This is a genomic window from Tenacibaculum lutimaris (genome assembly GCF_003610735.1).
GTDB classification, from domain to species: domain Bacteria; phylum Bacteroidota; class Bacteroidia; order Flavobacteriales; family Flavobacteriaceae; genus Polaribacter; species Polaribacter lutimaris.
Genome location: NZ_RAQM01000009.1, coordinates 348,345 through 370,718, shown reverse-complemented (window position 1 = coordinate 370,718; position 22,374 = coordinate 348,345). Strand labels below are relative to the sequence as shown.

Here is a 22,374-nt window from a genome sequence, read left to right as displayed (position 1 = left end):
GAATATGAAAGCATTACAATTAATATTTATAATCTTCTTTTTTAGTTCATTGAACTTGACGTCACAAGAAAAAGAAGTGAAAATAACTGTAGAAAAGCTCACAGACCGTGTTTATGTTTTAAAAGGTCAAGGAGGTAATATAGGTCTCTTTATTGGAGATGATTGTGTTTTTATGATTGATGATCAATTCGCACCTTTAAGTAAGAAAATACAAGCAGCTATAAAAACGATAACGGATAAGCCAGTAACTTATTTAATAAATACACATTGGCATGGAGATCATACAGGAGGAAATGCCAATTTTCAAAAAGAAGGAGCTATTATTGTTTCTCATGAAAATGTACGAAAACGTATGAGTGTAGATCAAATTGTTAGGGGAGAGAAAAGACTAGCTTCTCCAGAAGAAGCATTGCCTGTTATTACTTTTTCAGAAGATATGCAGTTTTACATGAATAAAGAGCCTATTTTGATTACTCACGTTCACAATGCACATACAGATGGAGATGTTTTAGTATATTTTGTTAATAGCAATGTGTTGCATGTAGGTGATGCTTATTTTCAAGGGAAGTTTCCGTATATAGATATAGATTCAGGAGGAAGTATTGATGGGTATATTAAAGGAATAAAAACGATAATGAGAATTACTGATACTACTACTAAAATAATTCCTGGTCATGGAAAAGTGACTACAAAGGAAGAATTAAAAGAGTATTTAGAAATGTTGGAAGATTTAAAAACGCAAATATTTAAAGAAATTGAAAAAGGAGCGAGTTTAAAAGATGTAAAGAATAATGCTAAAATAACTGAAAAGTATAAAGGTTATAATGGCTGGATAACGGAAGATAAAATTAAAGAAGCAATCTATAAAAGTTTGAAAATTAAGTAAAAATAAAAACCCAAATCGAATGATTTGGGTTTTGTAGCGAAGACGGGATTTGAACCCGTGACCTCAGGGTTATGAATCCTGCGCTCTAACCAACTGAGCTACCTCGCCTGATTGCGGGTGCAAATATAATTACTTTTTAGGTTTGGGCAATAAAACATTAAATTTTTTTTTAAAAAATAATTATCTATATTGGCGATCAAACAAAAAAATAGATGAGCAAAGTAAAATTTGAGTTAGAGTTTCCTATACATGCTTCGCCAAGTATGTTATATCAATATTTTGCAACACCTGCAGGGTTAGAAGAGTGGTTTGCAGATAAAGTAAATTCAAGAGGTAAAATCATTACTTTTTTTTGGGATGGTTCTGAAGAAGAAGCTAAAATTATCACAAAAAAAACAGATGAACGTATAAAATTTAAGTGGACAGAAAGTGAAGATGATGAAAGCTATTTTGAGTTTAAAATACAAGTAGATCCATTAACAAAAGATGTGGCGGTAATTGTTACTGATTTTGCTGATGATGAAGACGATGTTGAAGAAGCAAAAATGCTTTGGGAAAATCAAATAGAAGAATTAAAACACAATATAGGGGCTTAATATTAGTAAGATTCCTTTTTAAAAAGGTTAACTCGGCAAATTGTCGAGTTTTTTTGTGGCTAATACTTCCCTAAATTGTAAGTTTGCATTTTAATTTTTTTTAAGAAATGGTAAATTTTAACGGAGCTTTAATTGCAGAGAACGAAGTACAACTTTCAACCCAAAATAGAGCGTTTAAATACGGAGATGCTATTTTTGAAACTATTAAGGTAGTAAACGGAAAAGTTGTTTTTTTAGAAGATCATTATTTTAGGTTAATGGCTTCGATGCGTATGCTTCGTATGAAGATTCCGATGGAGTTTACACTTGAGTTTTTGCAAGAAGAAATCATCAAAGTGGTAAAAGAATTACCAGAATCTTCAATGTATAGAATTCGATTAACCATTTATAGAAAAGATGGAGGTTTGTATACACCTGTAACAAACGATATAGATTATATTATTGAGGGTAGTCCGTTAGAATATACAGATAAAGAAGTATACAAAATTGATGTTTTTAAAGACTTTTATAATTATTCAGGATTGCTGTCTACGGTAAAAACAACGAATAGAATGTTAAATACATTAGCGGCTGTTTTTGCTGAAGAAAATGATTTGGATAATTGTATTTTGTTAAATGAAAGAAAAGGAGTTGTAGAAGCTATTAATGGAAACATTTTTATAGTAAAAGGAAATGTTGTGAAAACACCAGCTTTAACAGAAGGTTGCATTAAAGGAATTGTTAGAAAAAAAGTAATTGATATTGTTGAAAAACACCCTGATTATACAATTGAAGAAACGGCTATTTCTCCTTTCAAAATTCAAAAGGCTGACGAAGTTTTTATTACAAATGCAATCATAGGAATACAACCGGTTACTAATTACCGAAAAAAAGAATTCTCTACAGAAATAACCAATAAAATAAAGAGCAGCTTACAATTAGCAATCGTTACAAGTTAGTTCATTTGTATATCGCTAGGAGCATTTGCCCAAATTTTATATTTACCACCGCGTTGTAATAATTTGTCTTTCCAAAAGCTTTGATCATTGGTGGTTAAAATATTATCGTAATCGTTTTCAGTAATAAACCAAGAATTCATTACAAGCTCTTCGTCTAATTGATTACTGCTCCATCCAGAGTACCCCAAAAAGAAACGAATATCTGTAGCTTCTAGCTGTTTTTTGTTAAGTAACTCTTTTAAAAGTTCAAAATTTCCGCCCCAATAAATTCCTTTAGCAACTTCAATGCTATTCGGAAGTAAATGAGGAACCTTATGTATAAAGTATAGGTTGTCTTGCTCTACAGGTCCGCCTTGATAAACAGTAAAATCACAATCAATTTCTGGAACTAAATCACTAAGAACGTAATCTAAAGGTCTATTTAAAATAAAACCTACCGAACTTTTTTTAGTGTGCTCAGTAAGTAAAATGATAGTTCTCTTAAAAGAGCTATCATTTAATATTGCTGGATCTGCAATTAGTAACCTACCTTTTTCTGGTTTAAGTGCAACCATAATTTTTAATTTATAAGCACTAAGTTAAATAAATTTTTAATAAAAATTTAACATAAGTGTTAAAAATAGTAGGAAAATCAGGAAAAAAACGGTGGTTACATTTTTTCTAACGCCTGTATAACTTCATTCTTTTTTCTTACTGAAACAGGAATAGTTGTTTTGTTTTTTAAAACTAAATACCCGCCATCTGATTTTATGAACTCTTTAATGAATTGAATATTAATAAGATGACTTTGGTGAACTCTTAAAAAATCAAATTCTTTTAACATGTCGGCAAAGTGTTTAAGTGTTTTACCAACCAATATTTTTTGTCCATCATTCATGAAAAACTCCGTATAATTATTATCGGACTGACAACGAATAATATCGTCTAAATTTACCACCATAATTTTATCAGATGTGTTTAATGAGATTTTTTTAGGGCGTTGATTCGGTTTTGTGATGGATTGTTGCAGTACAGTTAGCTGTTCTTTGTCGGGTTTAATTTGATCTTTAGCCTTATTAATAGCATTTGTTAAATCTTCGTTAGAATAAGGTTTTAGTACATAATCAATCGCAGCAAATTTAAAGGCTTTAATAGCATACTCATCACTCGCAGTAACAAAAATAATTTTTGAAGAAAGGTTAGGATGAATTTCAAGCACATCAAATCCTGTACCGTCACCTAGCATAATATCTAAAAACAAAATGTCTGGTTGTTGTTTTCGTAATATTTTAGATGCTTCTACTACACTTCTAGCGGTACCAATGATATCAATTTCTGGGTGAAATTGTGTTAAATCATTTTGCAGCATATCTAAAGCTGTAGGCATATCGTCTACTAAAATTGCAGTAAGTTTTGTCATTGTTAAAAATCAGTTTTTAAAGGGATTTTAAAAGCAACTTTTGTGCCTTTAATTTGTTCATTTTCGATTATTTCATCAATTTGAAAAGTACTTTTTTTTGATAAGCTTTTAATACGTTCTTGGGTAACTTTTAAAGCAACTGATTGATGTGTACTTGTGGTTTTTAATTTTTTTGATTGATGAATTCCAATACCGTTATCTGTTATTTCGCAATGTAAAAAATCGTTTTTCACAAAAAAATGAATATCTACTTTCCCGTTCTCTACGGAAGATATTCCATGTTTAATACTATTTTCAACAAAAGGTTGAATAAGCATAGGAGGAATTAGGATTTCTTCAGGATCAATAGTAAGGTTTGTTATTATTGAATATTCGAAAGACTTCGGATTCATTTGCTGCTCTAATTCAATATAGTTTTTTAACGTGGTAATTTCTTCTGCTAAACATATTTCTTCTTGTCTTGAATTGTGTAAAACGCCACGTAAAAGGGTCGCAAACCTACTAATTGTAGTATTTAATTCAACTGATTTTCCTGAATTACCTAAGGCTTTAATTCCGTTTAAAACATTAAAAATAAAATGCGGATTCATTTGTAATTGTAGTGCTTTTTGCTCTAGCGATAACAAATGATTTTCTAATTGTAGTTTAGTTAGTTTTTCTTTGTTTTTAGCTTGAATTCTACGAATGTATAACCAAATAATACTTCCTAATAATAAAATTACTAAACCAATAACAGACCAAATGAACCATTTTTTTTGATAAATAGGAGTATCAATAAAAAAGTTAAATTCAATAGGTGTGCTTTCTATTTTGCCAATTCTTGATTGAGCTGAAAATGAATAGTTTCCTGGAGATAAATATGCCAAATCGATAGAACTTTTTTTACTCCAAGGACTTACTTGATCATTTAAGGTATAGCGATATTCTAAGTTGTTAGAATTACCAATATCTACTGTTTTGTAATAAAACGAAATATGATTTTTATCGGCAGGAAGTTGTAAAGTTTTTTCGTAATCATTTATATTGATACTGTCGATGGATTTGAAAACTACTTCAATATTTTCAAAAGATATGGTAGGTTTTTTCTGAGTTGGGTTGTCGTTTTTAAAAAAGTAGACTCCTTTGTCTTGTGTAGCAATCCAAGTGTTTTTGCCAGAATCTTGAAAAGCAGTAGAAATTTTATTAGTAGTAAGCGTGTTGTACTTATTAATGGTTCTTTTAAAATTGAAATTAGCATCTAGTACTTCAATACCATTATCTTCTGAAATTACCCAAAACTGATTGTTAATTTTTTTAATTCCCTTAATATTTTGTGAAGTAATAGTTTGTGTTTCTATTTCCTTACCTGTTATGAACTTAAGACCGTTATTATAGGTGCTAGCAACAATGGTTTTATCATCAATAAAGATAGAAGTGTAGTTGTTTACATCAATTCTGTCTAGAGTTTTAGGGTTAATAAGCTTATCAAGCCTCCATAGAGATTTGTTGGTTGCCACCCAATAGAATTTACCATCATACTGAATGTCATTTACTTTATTTAAATCTATTTGAAAATTAGTGCGTAGCGGAGAAAGGTAATCTTCACGAACTCTAACGATTCCTTTATCTGTTCCTAAAAAAGTATGATTGTTGACAGTTAAAATACAATTAACACTGTTTCCTTCAAAATTATTGAACACGTTATGACTTTTAATGCTGAAACCTTTATCAGTTCCAATTAAAAGAGCATTGTTTTTGGTTTTGACAACGTTTATGTTGTTGGATATTAATCCGTTTTTTGTTGTATAGTTTACAAATGAGTTGCCATTATATTGAATTAAACCTTTATCAGAAGCTAACCATAAATAACCCGTACGATCTTGAACTCCGTCGTTAATGTGTAAACTTGGAAGTCCGTCATTTTTATTATAAGTTTTTAAAGGTTGATTTTGAGCAGAAGCACTCATCAATCCATAAAAAAAGAAATACAAAAGTGTGTAAACGAAATTTTGCATCAAGAGGTTTGGGATTCTTGACGCAAAACTATTTTTAAATAAAACTTTAGTAGAGTTAAGGTTTAAAAACTTCATTATAACAAACATACTTAAATTAAACGTCATTACGAAGAGCAGGAGGGAATTGCTTTATTCGTGATGACGTTTGTTCAACAATTATAAGTTATTATTTCATAGCATATAAACGCTTGTTGTTAGGGTCTGGTTTTACGTGTTCTAATTCGCCGTAAGGTTTTACTAAAGGTTTCAAAACACACAGAGCAGATGCTTTTCCTGTAATTATTAGTTGATTGTTTTTTACAATATAAGTCCATCTAAACTTTTCTACAGGAATGTTTGTTTTTTGTACTTCTTTCATCAAATTTTCTTCCCCAGCAATAAAATCCATAATTTCTTCTTGCATTACAAAGTGTGGAATTTCATTGTCAGAATTGTGATAATCCAATTCTAAATTTACAGGTATACTATATTGAACTGTATATGGTTCTCCTACGTAGCGTTCTCTTTCATTATTTAAAGCATCGTACCAAGCAATATCTTTTTCTTCTGGATATTTTTTAGCAATTTCTTTAGATAAATCTACTTTTCCAGGAGAATTTGCTGTTGGGTAAAATACATAATATGGTTGTGCTAAATAATGGTTAGAAAACTCTCCGCCAAAAACATTGTAATAAGGTGATGCAACTACCTGAGGTATTTTATCTTCAGTAATAAAAGCGCTTTTAAGCGTGTTAACTAAATCACTGTTTGACGCTAACTCATTTGTATGAAAGATGATTTTTGTATCATTAGTAATAACATTGCTTTTCAACAAAGGTAACCTACCTTGATCAATTGCTTTTTGTAAAGCTTCAGTAGTTACTTTTCCGCCATTTACAACTGTTTCTAAGTTCATTGCTTTAAACGGATTGTTATTGTTTACAATATGAATTTCTCCGTAAGGATTTTCACTAGCATTACTATTCATCCAAGTAATGATTTCTTCAATAGAGTATTTTCCATTAATAACATCATAGTTTTTCTCTTCAAAGTATACGCGAGCACTGTCGTAAAAATGGCTGTTACCTTTATCGTTTCCTGTAATAAAAACTACAGGGTTTCGGTATTCTACAACAGATTTCTCAATAACTTCATCTAGTTTAGCAATATTTCCCAGTTCTTGGTTTTTGTTTTCTTTTTTTGTGTCGTTGCAGCTTGTAAATACTCCGATAAGTAGTAGTAATCCCATTACCGTTCCTACTTTTAAAATGTTTTGTTTCATAGTTTTTTGTTTTAAGGTTATTATAGTTTTATTGTTGTAAGATGATGGTTACATCTTTACCTAAATTAAAATCGGTTGACAACTTATTTAAGATATTAGGTAGGTTTCTATCGCTAATCCATTGACCGTTTTCTTGCTTCTCAACAGAAGCTATTAATCCGTTATTACCGATTTGTAATTTTAAACTTGTGTATTTTTCCAAATACATTTTTAATACTGATGAATAATTGTTGTTAGACCACATAATTGTTGTTTTTATATGATCAAAATTACCACAGAAGGATAGGTGAATTGGGAGTAAATTAGAATTCGTAGTAGATAAATTAGAATTCGTAGTTTTTTGTCGGTAGCTAACATTAAAAAGGAATAATTGCCTTAAATATTAAAGCTAACTACCAACATTTATTTAATAACAATCTGTTTTAATTTGATTGTTTTTTTTAAAGTAATTTAAAGAAGTGTTTAGTTTGTTTAATACGATTTGTTCTAATGCATTTTCGACACCTTTAAGCATTTTGATAGAACCACAAATCATTATTGTTCCACCGTTTTGCAAAACCGAAGCAATTGTATTCTCTTCTTTTACCAATAAGTCTTGAACATATTCTTTATCCTGCTCTTGAGAATATGCAATATGAATGTTGTTGTTTTCTATATTGTTTAGTAAAGGAGTATAAATTTTAAAAGATTCCTGTGTTCTACCACCCCAAAACAAATGTGTTTTTGTTCCATTTTTTTGTTGAAGCATTCCCAAAAAGGGACCAATTCCAGTTCCGTTAGCTATTAAGATTACTTCTTTGCTCTTTTTTGGAAAATAAAAGTCTTTATTCTGTTTGATGTTTGCTTGAATAGGTTCGTTTTCTTCTAATTGATAAAGTAGATTAGAACATATACCGAGTTCATGTTTTTTTATACTTAATAAAATGTCGTTATCTATTTTTCCGACAGAATATAAACGTTCAATATTGTCTTTTTTGGGTGTAATAGCGATTAAATCTCCTGAATTAAAGCGAAGTTTTTTTGTAGGCTGTAAGCGAATTAAAAAAGAATCGTCGTTGTTTAAATCGGTTTTAGAAACCGTTGTGAATGTTTGTTGTTTCTTAAGTTTTTTAACTATTTGAATTAACTCTAAATCAATTCCTGTTTCTTGACTCCATTGATGCCCCCAAGTTTTAAAATCTTGAAACGATTGATTATTAATTTTATAAATAGGTAAAACCGTATTGAATTCACAGAGGTGTTGTAGTTTGTTATCTATATCAATAGCAAATTGACAAAAATGAGGATATGCTCTTGAGCCAAAACCAACTATTGAGTAGTTTATTGGGTTTAGAATAGTTATTTGTTGAACTAACTGTAAGAATTTAGAAGCGTTAGAAGGAGCTTCACCTTCTCCGTAAGTAGAAGTTAATATTATTAGATGTTTTGCACTTTTATAAGAAGTGTAATTGTTTAAGATGTCAATGAAAACAGTTTTTCCGTTTTTAATTAAAGCATTGAATAAAGAAGAAGCAAAAGGGTAGGTGTTGTTTGTTTCTGAACCTACTAAAATGATAATTTCTGCATCATTTTTACTGATTTTATTTTTAGGAAGTGAGCTTTTCTGTGTTCTTTTTAAGGTCATTGCAAATCCTGAATAGATAAAGAATAGGATAGATATTGAAGAAAGTAACAATACTATTGACCAAATGACTGTTCCATTTCCTGTGTGTAATAACAAGCTCCAGTTTAAAAGTATGCTGGTTAGCGAAAGATTTTCTTTACTGATTATGTTCCCTGTATATTGGTGAATTAGTACTTCACTATTATTTAGTTTCACAAAAAAGTAATCTTCTTCGTCTTCAGAAAAAGGGAACTCTACACTTTTTACCTCATTTAAAGAGGTGTTTTTAAATGTAGGGAAATCAGCAACTGCTATTTTTTTGTTAGAAGAAGCTGAAGAAAAATTATAAGAGTGATTAATTTTTTCTTTGGGTAAAACTGAAAACCTATCTAGTGATAAATACACTCCTGTTAGCGTGATGATAATTATTGAAACAAGCGTGTAACGACCAATAATAATATGATAATACTGTTCAAAATTTTCTTTTATAACTTTAGAAAATAGTTGTTTAATTCCACCTTGTCGTTTGGCAATCAATATAAGTCCCGTAATTGCGATTAAACTCAGTAAAAAAGAAACAAAACCTACGATAAATCTTCCTGTTGATTTTAAAAATAATGACCTGTGTAAACTCGTAGCAAATTGAAAAACAGGATGTTTTTTTTCTAGTTCTCCTAGTTTTTTTCCTGTAAACGGATTTACATAAAAAGTAGCGCTTTTTCCTTCTTTTGTAATAACAGAGGTTGTTACAAAATCATTTTCATCAACAGTAATAGAAATTACTTCATCGTACTGTTTTTGTAGTTCAGAAATAGTTTGCGCAAGTGTTATTTCTTTGGTGTTAGAAATACTGTATTCTGATAGCTGCTTTGAAATAGGTTCAAAAGCTAAAATAATACCTGTAATGGCAGCAACGAATATGAAAAGAGAAGAAGATATAGCCAAGGTTAGGTGGCTATATCTCCAAATTGAGGTGGTCATTTTTGTTAGATGTTTATTTATAAACTATTGAGGCATTAAGCGTATGTAGCGAATAAAACCTTTACCTTCAAATTTGTTTTTAAGATTTTCAGTAGTTAATTCAAACTCTACATCGTCTTTGTAGTATTCTTGATCTTCTACAGCCGATTCAAATCTGATTTTGTAACCTTTATCAATCTTATTGTTATCAATGTTTAGTATGCTAATAGTTCTACCACCACCGCTAACTGTAGCACCAGTTATAGCATCGATATCAGAACGAACTTTTCCTTGGAATTTCCACCATTCTGTAATATCAGAATACCACTCTTCATCATCACCTATTACGTATAATGTTTCTTCATATTCGTCCTGAGGGTTTAGTAAAGAAATAGTGATGTAAGCACCTTCACCTGTATAATTTTTCAGTTGAATCATACATTTATAACTAGTGTTATAACTAGTGGTAAAAGCCATAGATAAAATTGCAATTAACAGTATTGGAATTATTTTTCTCATTTTAATTTGGGTTTTAATATTGTATACAGGTTGAGTGAATCTAATATGTTTCAATTAAACTACTCAACCTGGTAAACGAACTTATTTTAAAAAGTTAATATTGATATGTTGCTTTTTTAATACTTCATTTTCTTTGGCTAAATCATATACTGTTTCATCAAAGTCGGTAGTAATTGATTTATCCGCGCCAATACTTAACAAGTAATTGATAACATCAGTATTGTTAGCTTGCATAACAGCTAAGTGTAATGGGGTTAATCCATTACTGTTTTTAGAGTTTACATCAATTTTTAAAGTATTGATTTTTTGCAACAAGTCTATACTGTTTTTTTCAATAGCGATATGAAACAATGTGTTTTTGTTAGCTTGAAGTTGTGTTAAATTTAGTCCGTTATTAATTAAAAGATTCATCTTTTGAGTAAAATCATTCACTTTTTTTGGATGGTAATTTTTTACCAAATAGTAAGCTAGAGAGTTTCCTTTATCATCTTTTACTTGAGTATCAGCTTTATTCTTTAGTAAATAATCAACCACTTCAAATGAGTTGTTTTCAACAGCATACGTAAGTGCTGAATGTCCTTTTTTATTAGTGTGGTTCATGTTTTTTGTTTTTTCTGATAGTAATTGAATAATCTCTAAAGAGTTTCTGCTAGCTGCGATAATTAAAGGAGTATTTCCGTTATCATCAACTTGATTAGCATTTACGCTTTTATTAAGGAAATAGTTAAACGTATTTACATCTTTGTTTCCACGTGCTAAATTATGAAGCGGTGTTTTTCCGCTAGTATCAGTAATATTTGGATTGATACCTAAACTTTCCAAATACTTGAAAAACTCTAGTGAATTATATCCTGCTCTAGAACCTTGAGTAGCTAGTAACATAGCATTTCCTCCTTTTTTATTTAAGTTTTTATAAGGTATGCCTTTCTTAATAAGTAGTTCTAATATGGTTTTATTACCTTTTTTAGCTGCGTAATTAAAAGCCCCATTTCCATCGCTGTCAATACTTTGTAGGTTTAATCCTTTGGAAGAAAGGTACTCTACAAAAGATAGGTTTTTCAAACTAGGTAAAACTAATAGCAAAGCATTTGCTCCATGTTCGTCAACATCTGTTTTGATGTCAATTCCATTTTGAATGCATAACTCATAAATTTCTTTATTGGTTTGCCCTGCATTTGCTGCAAAAGTTAATGGAGATAATTGATGAGAATCTTTTAAATCCATACGAGCATTATTGGCTATTAAATGTTTCATTATTTCAACATTGTTTTTGTAAGCAGCCCAGAAAATATAAGTTCTTTTATCGTGTGTTATTTTGTTAACATCATTCCCTTTTTTGGTTAATAGATGTTTAATAACCGTATTAGGAGCTCCACCCAAAATGGCTTGCGTAACAGCATCAAATCCATTCGGATTTAATGCTGTGGCATTGTTGCCTTCTTTTATTTTTTGCTCAACAAGTTCAATGGTAGGGTTGTTTTGCCAAAAAGATCTTTCAAAAAACACATTTTTAGTTTGTGCTTGTATTGTACTAACAAGTAGTGTTAGTATAAAAATGATTTGTAATTTTTTCATGTTTTAATTTTTTAGAATCTATATCGTAAGGTTGAACCAAAACTAGCAGGTTCTATTCTGTTTATGTAGCTAGTACGGTATGCATTGTATCCTATTTCATTAAAAATATTGTTACCAAAAACATCAATGCTTACTTGTTCATTGAGTTTATAAGATGCTTGTAGGTTTACTGTAGTATAGGCTTTCAAATCAAAAGGTTTTACACCAGGAACTACACCAGTATGTGTATAATTTCTGGACCAGACATTATGAGGGCGTTCTCCTAAATAGTAAGCTCCCGCACCAATTGATAATCCATCTAATGAATTTGTAAATGCATAACGAGCCCAGAAATTAGCGGTGTGTTTAGGAGTGTTCATAGGGCGTGAGTTATAGTAATAAGATACGTGGTCTTTATATCTGGCATCTAAATAAGAATATCCTCCAATCACTTCTAAATTAGGTAATACACGGCCGATTAATTCAATTTCAACACCATTTCTAACATCTTCACCACCTTTCATGTAGTAACCGAGAGAGTTACCGTTTTCATCTATAGCTTCTAAGTTTAAGTTTTTACTACTGGTATAAAAAGAGGTAATATTGAAACGTAAAGCATTGTTTAACCAAGAAGATTTAATTCCTGTTTCAATTTGATCCCAACGTTCAGTACCTAACTCATTTCCGTTGATGTCTGTATAAAAAGAACTTCTAGGGTTTGAGTTACTAGCATACGAACCAAAAACAATAATGTTTTCTGTAGGTTTTATATTAAATCCAACTAACGGGTTAAAAGCATCATCTCTTTTAGCACCGGTTAAACTACTTCCTAAAAAGTTACCTTTGGTTCTTTCAAGTGTAGTATATCGTAAACCTAAAAATACATCTGCCCAGTTGTTAATGGTAATTTTATCTTGAATTGTAAATCCGTATGATTTCGTTTTTGAACCACTAGCTCCATTAGTATTTAAAGCAACACCAACATTAGAAGAAAGTTTGTTGTTAATAGTTTCTCTAACGTCAATAATATCAATATAATTTCCGTTATCATAGGTAGTAGTATAAGAATCATTACTAAATTCAGATGTTCTATAATCTACACCAATTTGGAAAGTGTGTTTAAGAAAACCAGTTTCTACATCTTTACCAACAAGGTCTAATTGTAATACGCTATTGTTATCTTTTCTTCCTCCAGCTCTATATTGGCGGTAACGTTCTGTGGCTTCTAAAAGAGGTAAATTAGATCTTCCACCTCCTTGAGTTAAAGAAACAGACTCATTATAAGTTTCTAAATCAGATGAGAATAAACCAGCTTTTACAGTAAGTTTATCACTAATTTCTCTATCAAAACGAATTGCATAGGTTGTATTTAAGGTTGAACTCCTGTCAGAATCAAATCCTAAAAATTTGTTGTTTGAAAGTAATAAAATGTTGTTTACATCATAGGTTCCTAAGTTGATAGTTCCAGGATCTGGAGTACGACTATCATCCATATAATCCATTTCTACTATTAAAGTAGTTTTTTCATTAGGTTTCCATGCTAATGAAGGGTTAATATACATGCGTTCAGAGTTAACAATAGCTCTGTAACTATCCGCTCTATCATATGAGCCAGCGATTCTAAAAGCTACGGTTTCGTTTTTGTCTAGAGGTCCGTATACATCAAAAGTAGGACGTAATTTACCAAAACTACCAGCTCTTAAACTTACTTCACCACCACTGTAAAATTTTGGTGTTTTAGTAACAATATTAATAAGCCCACCAACAGAACCTAAATCACCACCCAAACCTTGACTGATTGCAGAAACTCCTTTTAATACTTGAATGTTATCAACACCTGCCATATCGGTGATAACTCCAGTTCCTCTAAAATCTGAGTTAATACGAACTCCGTTTTTTAAGAGAGGAATTCCTCTAAACCCTCTTAAAGACATACTTTCTTTGGTGTTGCCATAAGTGGCAAAAGTATAAACACCAGCAACGTTTTTGGTAACATCACTTAAGTTTAACGCGTTTTGTTGATTGATTAGTTTGTCTGATAAAACAGAAATACTTTGTAATTGCTCATTTGGAGCTAAAGGTAAACGAGTAAGTGTTTCTAACTTTTCTGCTCTTTTATTTCTTGCTCCAAAAAGTTCAATTTCTTCTAGTTGTGTGTCAGATTTTAAGATGAAAACAATATTATTTATATTACCTTCAGCAGTAGTAATTTTTTGAGAAGTTTGAGAGAAACCTACTGCACTAGCTACAATTTTGTAGGTTGAATAAGGGATATCTTTTAAGATGAAGTTTCCTTCATTGTTAGTTTCTGTACCAATATTGGTTCCTTTGATAAAAACACTTGCATACGGAATTGCTTCGTTGTTTTCTGATTTTACAACTCCTTTTATGGTTGCTTGACTATAGATTGATTGAATACAACTACATATAAGTAGTAGAGATACTATAATTCTCATTTCTTTTTTATTTGAGAGGTTTTTGATTTTAGCTTATTTTTTTATGAAAGATTCAATGGTTTTATCAATTTCATTTTCTTGTGAAGTCTCTTCTGAAAATAAATGTTTATAAAGAGGTTTGTTATCTACTTTATTTTCTAGAGAAAGATTGGTATTTCTACCATAAACTTCATCCCATTTATTTCTTATTAATTGCCATTTGTTCTGATTTTTTTTCCACCAGTTTTGTGCAGCTTTACATCTACTATCTGGTACTTTAACGTAGGTGTTATAACCTTTTTCATGAGCAACAACAATATCTTCTTTACCGGTTCTTCTTATAATTTTTCTATTATCTTGATCGTGTAACCAACCGTAACTTGTAATTTCATGGCGATTTCCTCTTTCTGTAATATTATAATCGCTTCTTTTGGTGTATTCTCTTCTTGGTAAAGGGGCATCTGTAGTATTTTCCCAGTAGCTTTTTCCGTCTACATGTACCCAAGTTCCAGAACCTTCGTATCGTGGGCTATCATCTACTTGATATACTTTTTGAGTCCATTGTTTCTTAACTTCTGATTTTGGCTTCGTTTGAAACAACCAATTATTATCGCCATTATACATATAAAAGTCAGTGTTTTCGTATAGCCAATCTTGCCTCCAATGCTTAACTATATGTGGATTAGTAGGGTTTCCAACTTGTAATAAGTGTTGAATAGAGATTTTATTATTCTCATCAACTATTAATTCTGCCCATTCTAAACCTTTGTCAGTTTTTGTCTTAGAAGGTTTATAAAGCGAGTCTTTACTGTTGTTAAAAGTTTCAGCAAAATTGAAAGTTACTTCATAGCAACCACACATATCTTTTATGGCTTGTCTATCTTTTTTCTTTTTACTTTGAGCGTTAACGGTAAGTGTAAATAGTAATATAATACTACTCAATAATATTTTTTTCATTGTGAGTTTTGTTTGAATTTATTTTTCGACAAAAATATAAATTTTATTTAGACTGATTAAAAATAAAAGATATATTTGCAGAAAAATTATTAAGAATGTTTCTAAATAAGATTAGTTTCCTGTTTTTATTTCTCGTAAGTTTTGTTGTTTTCTCTCAAGAAGCGAGCAAGCAAGACAGTCTATTTTATAATAAACTTGAAGAAGTTGTAATAACAGGTCAGTACAATCCTCAATCAATAAAGAAATCAGTATATGATGTAACAGTTATAGATAGAAAACAAATAGATAAACAAGCTGCCAACAATTTGGCAGATCTGTTAAACTTTAAATTAAACTTAACAGTTGTGCCAAATGCTCAGTCAGGGAAATCTACAATTTCATTATTTGGTTTAGATTCTCAATACTTTAATATTCTGATTGATAATATTCCTTTAGTAAGTGATAATGGACTGGGAAATAACATTGATTTAACTCAAGTTAATTTAGATGATGTTGAGCGAATTGAAATCGTTGAAGGAGCTATGGGAGTTGAATACGGAGCAAACTCAGTATCAGGAGTTATTAATATTATAACTAAAAAATCCGTTCGAAGTAAATGGAGTATAAAAACATCGTTACAAGAAGAAACAGTTAGTAATGAATTTGCCTTTTTTGACAAAGGAAGACATATTCAAAGTGTAAATGTAGCGCATAACTTTTCTGATAAATGGTTGGGTAGAATTAGCTTTAATAGAAATAATTTTGCTGGTTTTTATGATAATAGAAAAGGAAGAGATTATTATAATAACGATAGTTTAAGAGGGTATAGTTGGTTGCCCAAAGAACAGATTAATACAAACGGATTTGTTAACTATAAAAACGAGCGATTTAACTTAAGTTATCGATTTAATTATTTTAACGAGTATATAAATTATTACAATCCAAGTGTAAGAGCTAACATAAATACCGATACACAAACTAGTAATCCATCTGCTACAGATAGAATTTTTAAAACGAATAGGTTTGTAAACAACCTAAATGTGAATGGTAATTTAAAATCAGGAAGTTCATACTCTATATTCGCTTCTTATCAAACACAAGATAGGTATTTAAACGAGTTCAATTACTATATTTTAAGCGGAGACAAAACAAATGAAGTAGACGAAATTTATCAGTCAAGCGAAGTCTTCTTTTCTAAAGGAACTATTTCAAACTTCATAAAAAGTAATCGTCATAACTTTCAACTAGGATACGAAACTCGATACATAAGCGGTTTTGATACTCAAGCATCAGGTAGTGTTACACAGCAAGATAAAAATCGAAAGCAAAATAATTATGCATTACATGGTTCTTCTGAAATTAATTTTTCAGATTCTTTTATGATTCGCCCAGGTTTACGATTTGAATATAACTCTTTTTTTCACTCTAAACTTTTAGGTTCATTAAGTCTTCGCTATTTATTAAAAAACGGTTTTGAACTTAGGGGTAATGTAGGAACCTCATACAGAACTCCAAACTTTGAAGAATTATACTACTACTTTGTAGATTCTAACCATGATGTAAGAGGAAATGAAAATTTAAATCCAGAAAATGGATATTCAGTTTCAGTGGGTTTAAAGAAAAAAAGTTGGTTTGATAACTCAAGTATATCATTACTAAATAACATAAAAATCAACTATATAGATGTTAGTGATAAAATAGATTTAGCAATTGTAAACTCTTCACCGTTACAATACCAATACATAAACATTGATGCTTACAAGTTGTGGGGGCTTTCATCAACTAATACTATAAAAGCTAACAATTGGGTGATTAATTTAGGTGCAACTCTACAAGGAATATCTAGAATAGCCAATTATGAAGTGAATGCAAAAAATGATTTTTTATACTCATTTCAGCTAAATACAAGTGCTACTTATGAAATAGAAAAGTGGCAAACAGCATTCACAGTCTTATTAAAACATAATGGAAAACAACAAAATTATGTTGCTTCAGGTACAGATAATGAAGGGAATTCCATTTTCTCAAAATCTACTATAGCGCCCTACAATTGGTTGGATGCTTCTCTTAAAAAATCGTTTTTTAATAACAAGTTAGAAACAACTATAGGTGCTAGAAATTTATTTGATGTTACGAATGTAAATGTAAGTAATGCAAGTACTGGTGGAGCACACTCAACAAATAATAATGCTCTTTTGTTGGGTTACGGACGATCATACTATTTAAAACTATTATATAATATCAATTTTTAAAATTAATAACCATGACAAACAAGATTTTATCATTTTCATTATTAGTAGCAACTTTCTTACTTTCAAGTTGTTCTAGTGATAATAATTTACCCTCAGAACCTATAAAAGTAATAATAGAAGGGGCAACTGTAACACCAGAAATAGGAGGGGCTAATCAACCTAATCAAGTATATGTAGATTTAAGTACAAATACAACAACGAATGTAAAAAGAGATTCATGGGATTTAGGTTTTTATTCAGGAGATAAGTTTAAAGTTGTTATAAATGGAGCTATTTATATGGCGGCTGCTCAGTTGTCTTCTACTGATATAGATGCTGTTAATTCTTCAACCCAAGAAGTGAAAGATTTACAACCTAAAGTAGCTGTAGGTACTTTTGATGCTTTAAGCTCAACATATATAGATGTACCAAACGGAGATATAAATACTACTGCAATAGCAGAAGTATCAGATAATGATGAAGATAATAAAGTGTACTTAATAAATTTAGGATACGAAATAGGAACAGAAACACCAGCCGTAGGAGGAGTAGATATCTCTGATGATTCTAGAGGCTGGAAAAAAGTTCGAATTTTAAAAGATGGAGATACTTATGTTTTACAATATGCAGATTTAGATGCAACTACACATAATGAAGTTGTAATTACCAAAACAGAAGATTATAATTTTACTTTTTTCAGTTTCAATGCTGAAAATATTGTAAATGTTGAGCCTAAAAAAACTGAGTGGGATTTAAACTTTACAGTTTTTACGAATGAAATTCCAGGTTATGGAGCCTACGGTTATTCAGATTTTGTGGTAAACAATTTAAAGTCCGGTGTAAAAGTATATATGATTGACACAGAAACAGAAGATTATACATACAACACTTTTTCATTATCAGATGTAAATTTAGACAGCTTTAAAAATGATCAACGTGGTATTGGTAGTAGCTGGAGAAATGGAGGAGGACCAGGAGCGTTACCTTCTCTTAAAGAAACTGTTTTTTATGTATTGGAAGATACTGATGGAAATTTATATAAGCTAAAGTTTTTAGCAATGACAAATGAGGCAGGAGAACGAGGTTATCCTGAGTTTGTGTATAGTTTATTAAAATAATTAAGAGTTCTTTATTTATTAAATTTTGTTAATTTTTGTTTTGAAAAGCTATCTGACTGAAAGGTTAGATAGCTTTTCTTGTTTATGAACAAGATTAAAAAAAATAGAGAGTATTATGTTAAGTTTTATTTTATGGGACCAAATTTTTCTACATATTTTTTTTCGTGTCTCTTACAAGTAGTGTGTTGTGTTTTATTTCCATATAATAACTTGTAAAGTTTTTCACTATCCTTAGTAGCGTACCTAATTACATATGAGTCTTTTTTGGAATTTTTATTTGAGTAAATATTTCTTTTTTTAAGACCATTTAAATTCAAATAACGTTCAATTTCCTCAATAAAGTCTATGGATCCAATTGTTATTTGAGAAAGAATTGTGTTTTTGTATAAACTTACACAACCGCTTCCTGCCCAACATCCTCTTAAAAAATGATTTTTTAAATGCTCAGGAATTTCGGGAAATTTTATGGAGGTGTTTTTATTTGTAGTCATACCTAACCCTAGAAGAGATTTTATGATTTTCTGGTTTTCAATATAGATCCAGTAAATTTCACCTTGCACTATTCCGCCATAATTGGTTTGTCTTCTATATTGAATTTTAGAGTTAGACTTAAATATTTCTTTTACATTTTCAAGTTGATATTTATACTTACTATATATGTGGAGGAAAAATTGATTTTTCTTTTTATTTAATGCTAAATGACCATCAGTAAAAATATACCCCAATAAATAGGCGCTTTCTGTATTTAAGTCCTGAAAAATGTTTTCATTTATACTCTTTTTATTGATGTCAGCAAAGTTTCTTTTTGGAATTAAATAATAGTCTAGAATAGAAGAAATTTTATGAGGTTTTAGATTGTTTTCCAAAGCTATTAAACGAATAGGTTTTTCTCTAACAAGATAGTTGTCAATTAAGTGTTTTGAAGAAATAGGGAGTTTGATTCCCTTAATTAAAAGCTCATCCTCTTTTTTTTTACTAAAACATCTTTGACATAACTTGTTAGGATATATAGTTAAGTTTTCTTTATTATCACAAGCGCTACATTTTCTTTTCATCTTTAAGCTGTTTAAAACAATTTTTCTTTTAAATATTTTGAAGTATATGATTCTTTGTTTTTTGCCAATTCTTCTGGAGTACCTGCAAAGATTAAATTCCCGCCTTTTTTACCACCTTCTAAGCCAAGATCTATAATATAATCAGCACATTTAATCAATTCAATGTTGTGTTCAATAACAATAATTGAATGTCCTCTTTCTATCAAAGCGTTAAAAGAAGCTAATAACTTTTTTATGTCGTGAAAATGCAGTCCAGTTGTAGGCTCATCAAAAATGAATAAAGCTTTGTCTTTGGTGTTTCCTTTTACTAGGAAAGAAGCTAGTTTTATACGTTGTGCTTCACCACCAGATAAAGTAGAAGATGATTGTCCTAATTGTACATAGCCTAATCCAACGTCTTGTAAAGGTTTGAGCTTTTTAGCTACTTTAGTTTGTTGATGAGCTGAGAAAAAAGCAACGGCATCATCAATGGTCATGTTTAAAATATCGTCAATGTTTTTGCCCTCAAAAGTTACTTCTAGCACTTCTTTTTTAAAGCGTTTTCCGTTACATGTTTCACATTCTAAATGCACATCGGCCATGAATTGCATTTCAATAGTTACTTCTCCTTCTCCTTTACAAACCTCACAGCGACCACCTTCAACATTAAAAGAAAAATGTTTAGGTTGATAATTTCTGATTTTGGATAATTTTTGATCAGATAAAAGCTTTCGAATATCATCATAAGCTTTGATATAGGTCACAGGATTAGAACGAGAGGAACGACCAATAGGGTTTTGATCAATAAACTCTACATGTTTTAAGGTGTCAAAACTTCCTTTAATCTCAGTATGCTGCCCTAATTTATCGCCATATCCTATTAGCTTTTTTTGCATGGCAGGATATAAAATTTTCTTGACTAAAGTACTCTTACCACTACCCGAAACTCCAGTAATAACGGTTAAATTATTTAGGGGAAAAGCAACATCAATATTTTTGAGGTTATTTTCACGAGCACCAATAATTTCAATAAAATTCTTAGAATTTCTTCTACTGGTTGGAACCTCAATTTTTAATTCTTCAGATAAATATTTAGCTGTTAACGAATCGGATTGTAGGATTTCATCAAAAGTGCCTTCTGCAACTACACTTCCTCCATAGGTACCTGCTTCAGGACCAATATCAATAATATAATCGGCTTCTTTCATGATATCTTCATCATGTTCTACCACAATTACAGTATTTCCTAAATCGCGTAAATTTTTTAATACGCCAATTAATCTTTCGGTATCTTTTGGATGTAATCCTATACTAGGTTCATCTAAAATATACATTGATCCTACTAACGAACTACCTAATGATGTAGCTAAGTTGATTCGTTGACTTTCTCCTCCTGATAGTGTGTTCGAAGTACGGTTTAAGGTAAGGTAACTCAAACCTACATCGGTTAAAAATTGTAAACGATTGTTGATTTCAGTAAGCAAACGCTTACCTATTTTTTCTTCGTATTTATTTAATTGAATACTATTGAAAAATACAGCTAACTCGTCTAACGGAAGTGTAACTAACTCAGAAATTGTTTTACCGTATACTTGTACATAATTGGCTTCTTTACGTAAACGTTTCCCTTCACATTCCGTACATTTTGTTTTTCCTCGATAACGAGAAAGCATCACACGATTTTGAATTTTGTAGCTTTTCTCCTCTAGTTTTTTAAATAAATGATTAATTCCTTTAAACTTCTTGGTTCCGTTCCAAATAAGACTTTTATGTTCTTCGGAAAGTTCAAACCAAGGTTTGTGAATAGAAATTTCAAATTCTTCAGCATGGAGAATTAAGTCATTTTTATATTTCTTATAACTATCCGTTTTAAACGGAAAAATAGCATCTTCATAAATAGATAATCCTGTGTTAGGAATTACTAAATCTTCATCAATACCTATCACATTTCCGTAGCCTTCACAGGTAGGGCAAGCTCCGTAAGGATTGTTAAAGCTGAATAAATGCGTGTTGGGTTCTAAGAAAGAGATCCCATCTATTTCAAATTTGTTGCTAAATTCAGTAGTATTTCCATCTGATAAATTTTCAATATAACAGATTCCTTTTCCTTCAAAAAATGCAGTTTGAACAGCATCTCCCAAACGATTATAAAAATCTTCTTCGTTTTTAACCACAATCCTGTCAATCACTAAGAATAAAGTATCACCGTTAAAATCTTCCGAAGGAAATTCATCAATTCTATAAACCGTATCCTTATATTTTAAACGCGCATACCCTTGTTGTGTAAGTACTTGTAAAACGGTTTTAATGTCTCTCTGTTCATTTATTGTAATTGGAGCAAGTAATAAAAGCTTGGTTCGTTCCTCAAATGTTTTTACATGATTGATAACATCTGAAACCGTATGTTTTTTTACTTCTTCACCAGAAATAGGAGAGAAGGTTTTACCAATACGCGCATACAATAATTTGATATAATCATAAATTTCGGTAGAAGTTCCAACAGTAGATCTCGGATTAGTAGAGTTTACTTTTTGTTCAATAGCAATGGCAGGTGCAATTCCTTTTATATAATCAACCTTTGGTTTGTGTAATTTTCCTAAAAATTGACGAGCATACGAACTTAAACTTTCAACATAACGTCGTTGCCCTTCGGCATATAGAGTATCAAAAGCTAAAGAAGACTTTCCAGACCCCGAAAGTCCAGTAATAACTACTAGCTTATTACGAGGGATTACCACATCAATGTTCTTTAAATTATGGAGTTTAGCTCCTTTTATTATGATGTTCTCTTTAGGATTTACTGTTGAAATGTCAGTCTTCATGTGCTCAAAAAATAAGCGATAAAAATACCAATTTTTAAGTGATTTTAACGTGATTACAATAGTGTTTTTCTCTTTTTTGTGAGTTTTT

The 22,374-nt window shown here is 30.5% G+C and carries 17 protein-coding genes and 1 tRNA gene; 5 read left to right on the top strand and 13 right to left on the bottom strand.

Features of this window, described 5'->3' with window-relative positions:
• The first annotated feature begins 4 nt into the window (after window positions 1-4).
• Window positions 5-886 (top strand): MBL fold metallo-hydrolase, encoded by an 882-nt coding sequence (locus C8N26_RS10010; protein ID WP_120187159.1) that lies wholly within the window; start codon window positions 5-7, stop codon window positions 884-886.
• A 34-nt stretch (window positions 887-920) separates the two neighbouring features.
• Here C8N26_RS10010 and C8N26_RS10005 read toward each other — a convergent pair.
• Window positions 921-994, bottom strand: a tRNA-Met gene (locus tag C8N26_RS10005).
• A 104-nt stretch (window positions 995-1,098) separates the two neighbouring features.
• On the opposite strand from C8N26_RS10005, the gene C8N26_RS10000 reads away from it, so the two are divergent.
• Together C8N26_RS10000 and C8N26_RS09995 are read left to right on the top strand one after the other, a co-directional pair.
• Window positions 1,099-1,482, top strand: a complete 384-nt coding sequence (locus C8N26_RS10000; protein ID WP_028890886.1) for an START-like domain-containing protein — start codon at window positions 1,099-1,101, stop codon at window positions 1,480-1,482.
• Between the two features lie 107 nt (window positions 1,483-1,589).
• On the top strand, window positions 1,590-2,420 hold the full coding sequence (locus C8N26_RS09995) for an aminotransferase class IV (protein WP_120187158.1): 831 nt from the start codon (window positions 1,590-1,592) through the stop codon (window positions 2,418-2,420).
• On the opposite strand, the gene C8N26_RS09990 is transcribed toward C8N26_RS09995, so the two are convergent.
• The 10 genes from C8N26_RS09990 to C8N26_RS09945 form a co-directional block, all read right to left on the bottom strand.
• Window positions 2,417-2,974 carry a YqgE/AlgH family protein gene (locus C8N26_RS09990; RefSeq protein WP_028890888.1) on the bottom strand — a complete coding sequence of 186 codons (558 nt, stop codon included), beginning with the start codon at window positions 2,972-2,974 and terminating at the stop codon, window positions 2,417-2,419. The two genes, C8N26_RS09995 and C8N26_RS09990, sit on opposite strands and share 4 nt — an antisense overlap.
• 95 nt (window positions 2,975-3,069) lie before the next feature.
• The gene (locus tag C8N26_RS09985; RefSeq protein ID WP_028890889.1) at window positions 3,070-3,819 is read right to left on the bottom strand and encodes a LytR/AlgR family response regulator transcription factor; all 750 of its coding nucleotides are present in this window, start codon (window positions 3,817-3,819) and stop codon (window positions 3,070-3,072) included.
• Window positions 3,820-3,821: 2 nt separating this feature from the next.
• Complete coding sequence (locus C8N26_RS09980; RefSeq protein ID WP_170141645.1) at window positions 3,822-5,813, bottom strand: sensor histidine kinase; 1,992 nt, start codon at window positions 5,811-5,813, stop codon at window positions 3,822-3,824.
• Between the two features lie 166 nt (window positions 5,814-5,979).
• The gene (locus C8N26_RS09975; protein WP_120187156.1) at window positions 5,980-7,074 is read right to left on the bottom strand and encodes a hypothetical protein; all 1,095 of its coding nucleotides are present in this window, start codon (window positions 7,072-7,074) and stop codon (window positions 5,980-5,982) included.
• Between the two features lie 28 nt (window positions 7,075-7,102).
• A complete protein-coding gene (locus tag C8N26_RS09970) occupies window positions 7,103-7,318 on the bottom strand; it encodes a hypothetical protein (protein WP_028890892.1) in 216 nt (71 codons plus the stop codon).
• Window positions 7,319-7,480: 162 nt separating this feature from the next.
• Window positions 7,481-9,658: a PepSY domain-containing protein gene (locus C8N26_RS09965; RefSeq protein ID WP_120187155.1), complete on the bottom strand. Its 2,178-nt coding sequence runs from the start codon at window positions 9,656-9,658 to the stop codon at window positions 7,481-7,483.
• Window positions 9,659-9,682: 24 nt separating this feature from the next.
• Entirely contained in the window at window positions 9,683-10,156 is a 474-nt protein-coding gene (locus tag C8N26_RS09960) for a DUF2271 domain-containing protein (RefSeq protein WP_211327801.1), read from the bottom strand.
• Window positions 10,157-10,237: 81 nt separating this feature from the next.
• The gene (locus C8N26_RS09955) at window positions 10,238-11,731 is read right to left on the bottom strand and encodes an ankyrin repeat domain-containing protein (RefSeq protein WP_120187154.1); all 1,494 of its coding nucleotides are present in this window, start codon (window positions 11,729-11,731) and stop codon (window positions 10,238-10,240) included.
• Between the two features lie 11 nt (window positions 11,732-11,742).
• Window positions 11,743-14,166 (bottom strand): TonB-dependent receptor, encoded by a 2,424-nt coding sequence (locus tag C8N26_RS09950; RefSeq protein ID WP_120187153.1) that lies wholly within the window; start codon window positions 14,164-14,166, stop codon window positions 11,743-11,745.
• 33 nt (window positions 14,167-14,199) lie between these two features.
• Complete coding sequence (locus tag C8N26_RS09945; protein ID WP_120187152.1) at window positions 14,200-15,102, bottom strand: DUF6607 family protein; 903 nt, start codon at window positions 15,100-15,102, stop codon at window positions 14,200-14,202.
• A gap of 95 nt (window positions 15,103-15,197) precedes the next feature.
• On the opposite strand from C8N26_RS09945, the gene C8N26_RS09940 reads away from it, so the two are divergent.
• Complete coding sequence (locus C8N26_RS09940) at window positions 15,198-17,333, top strand: TonB-dependent receptor plug domain-containing protein (protein ID WP_120187151.1); 2,136 nt, start codon at window positions 15,198-15,200, stop codon at window positions 17,331-17,333.
• 11 nt (window positions 17,334-17,344) lie between these two features.
• The gene (locus tag C8N26_RS09935) at window positions 17,345-18,430 is read left to right on the top strand and encodes an HmuY family protein (RefSeq protein WP_120187150.1); all 1,086 of its coding nucleotides are present in this window, start codon (window positions 17,345-17,347) and stop codon (window positions 18,428-18,430) included.
• A gap of 125 nt (window positions 18,431-18,555) precedes the next feature.
• On the opposite strand, the gene C8N26_RS09930 is transcribed toward C8N26_RS09935, so the two are convergent.
• Together C8N26_RS09930 and uvrA are read right to left on the bottom strand one after the other, a co-directional pair.
• On the bottom strand, window positions 18,556-19,485 hold the full coding sequence (locus C8N26_RS09930) for a hypothetical protein (protein ID WP_120187149.1): 930 nt from the start codon (window positions 19,483-19,485) through the stop codon (window positions 18,556-18,558).
• A gap of 11 nt (window positions 19,486-19,496) precedes the next feature.
• A complete protein-coding gene (gene uvrA, locus C8N26_RS09925) occupies window positions 19,497-22,286 on the bottom strand; it encodes an excinuclease ABC subunit UvrA (protein ID WP_120187215.1) in 2,790 nt (929 codons plus the stop codon).
• Window positions 22,287-22,374: the final 88 nt, after the last annotated feature.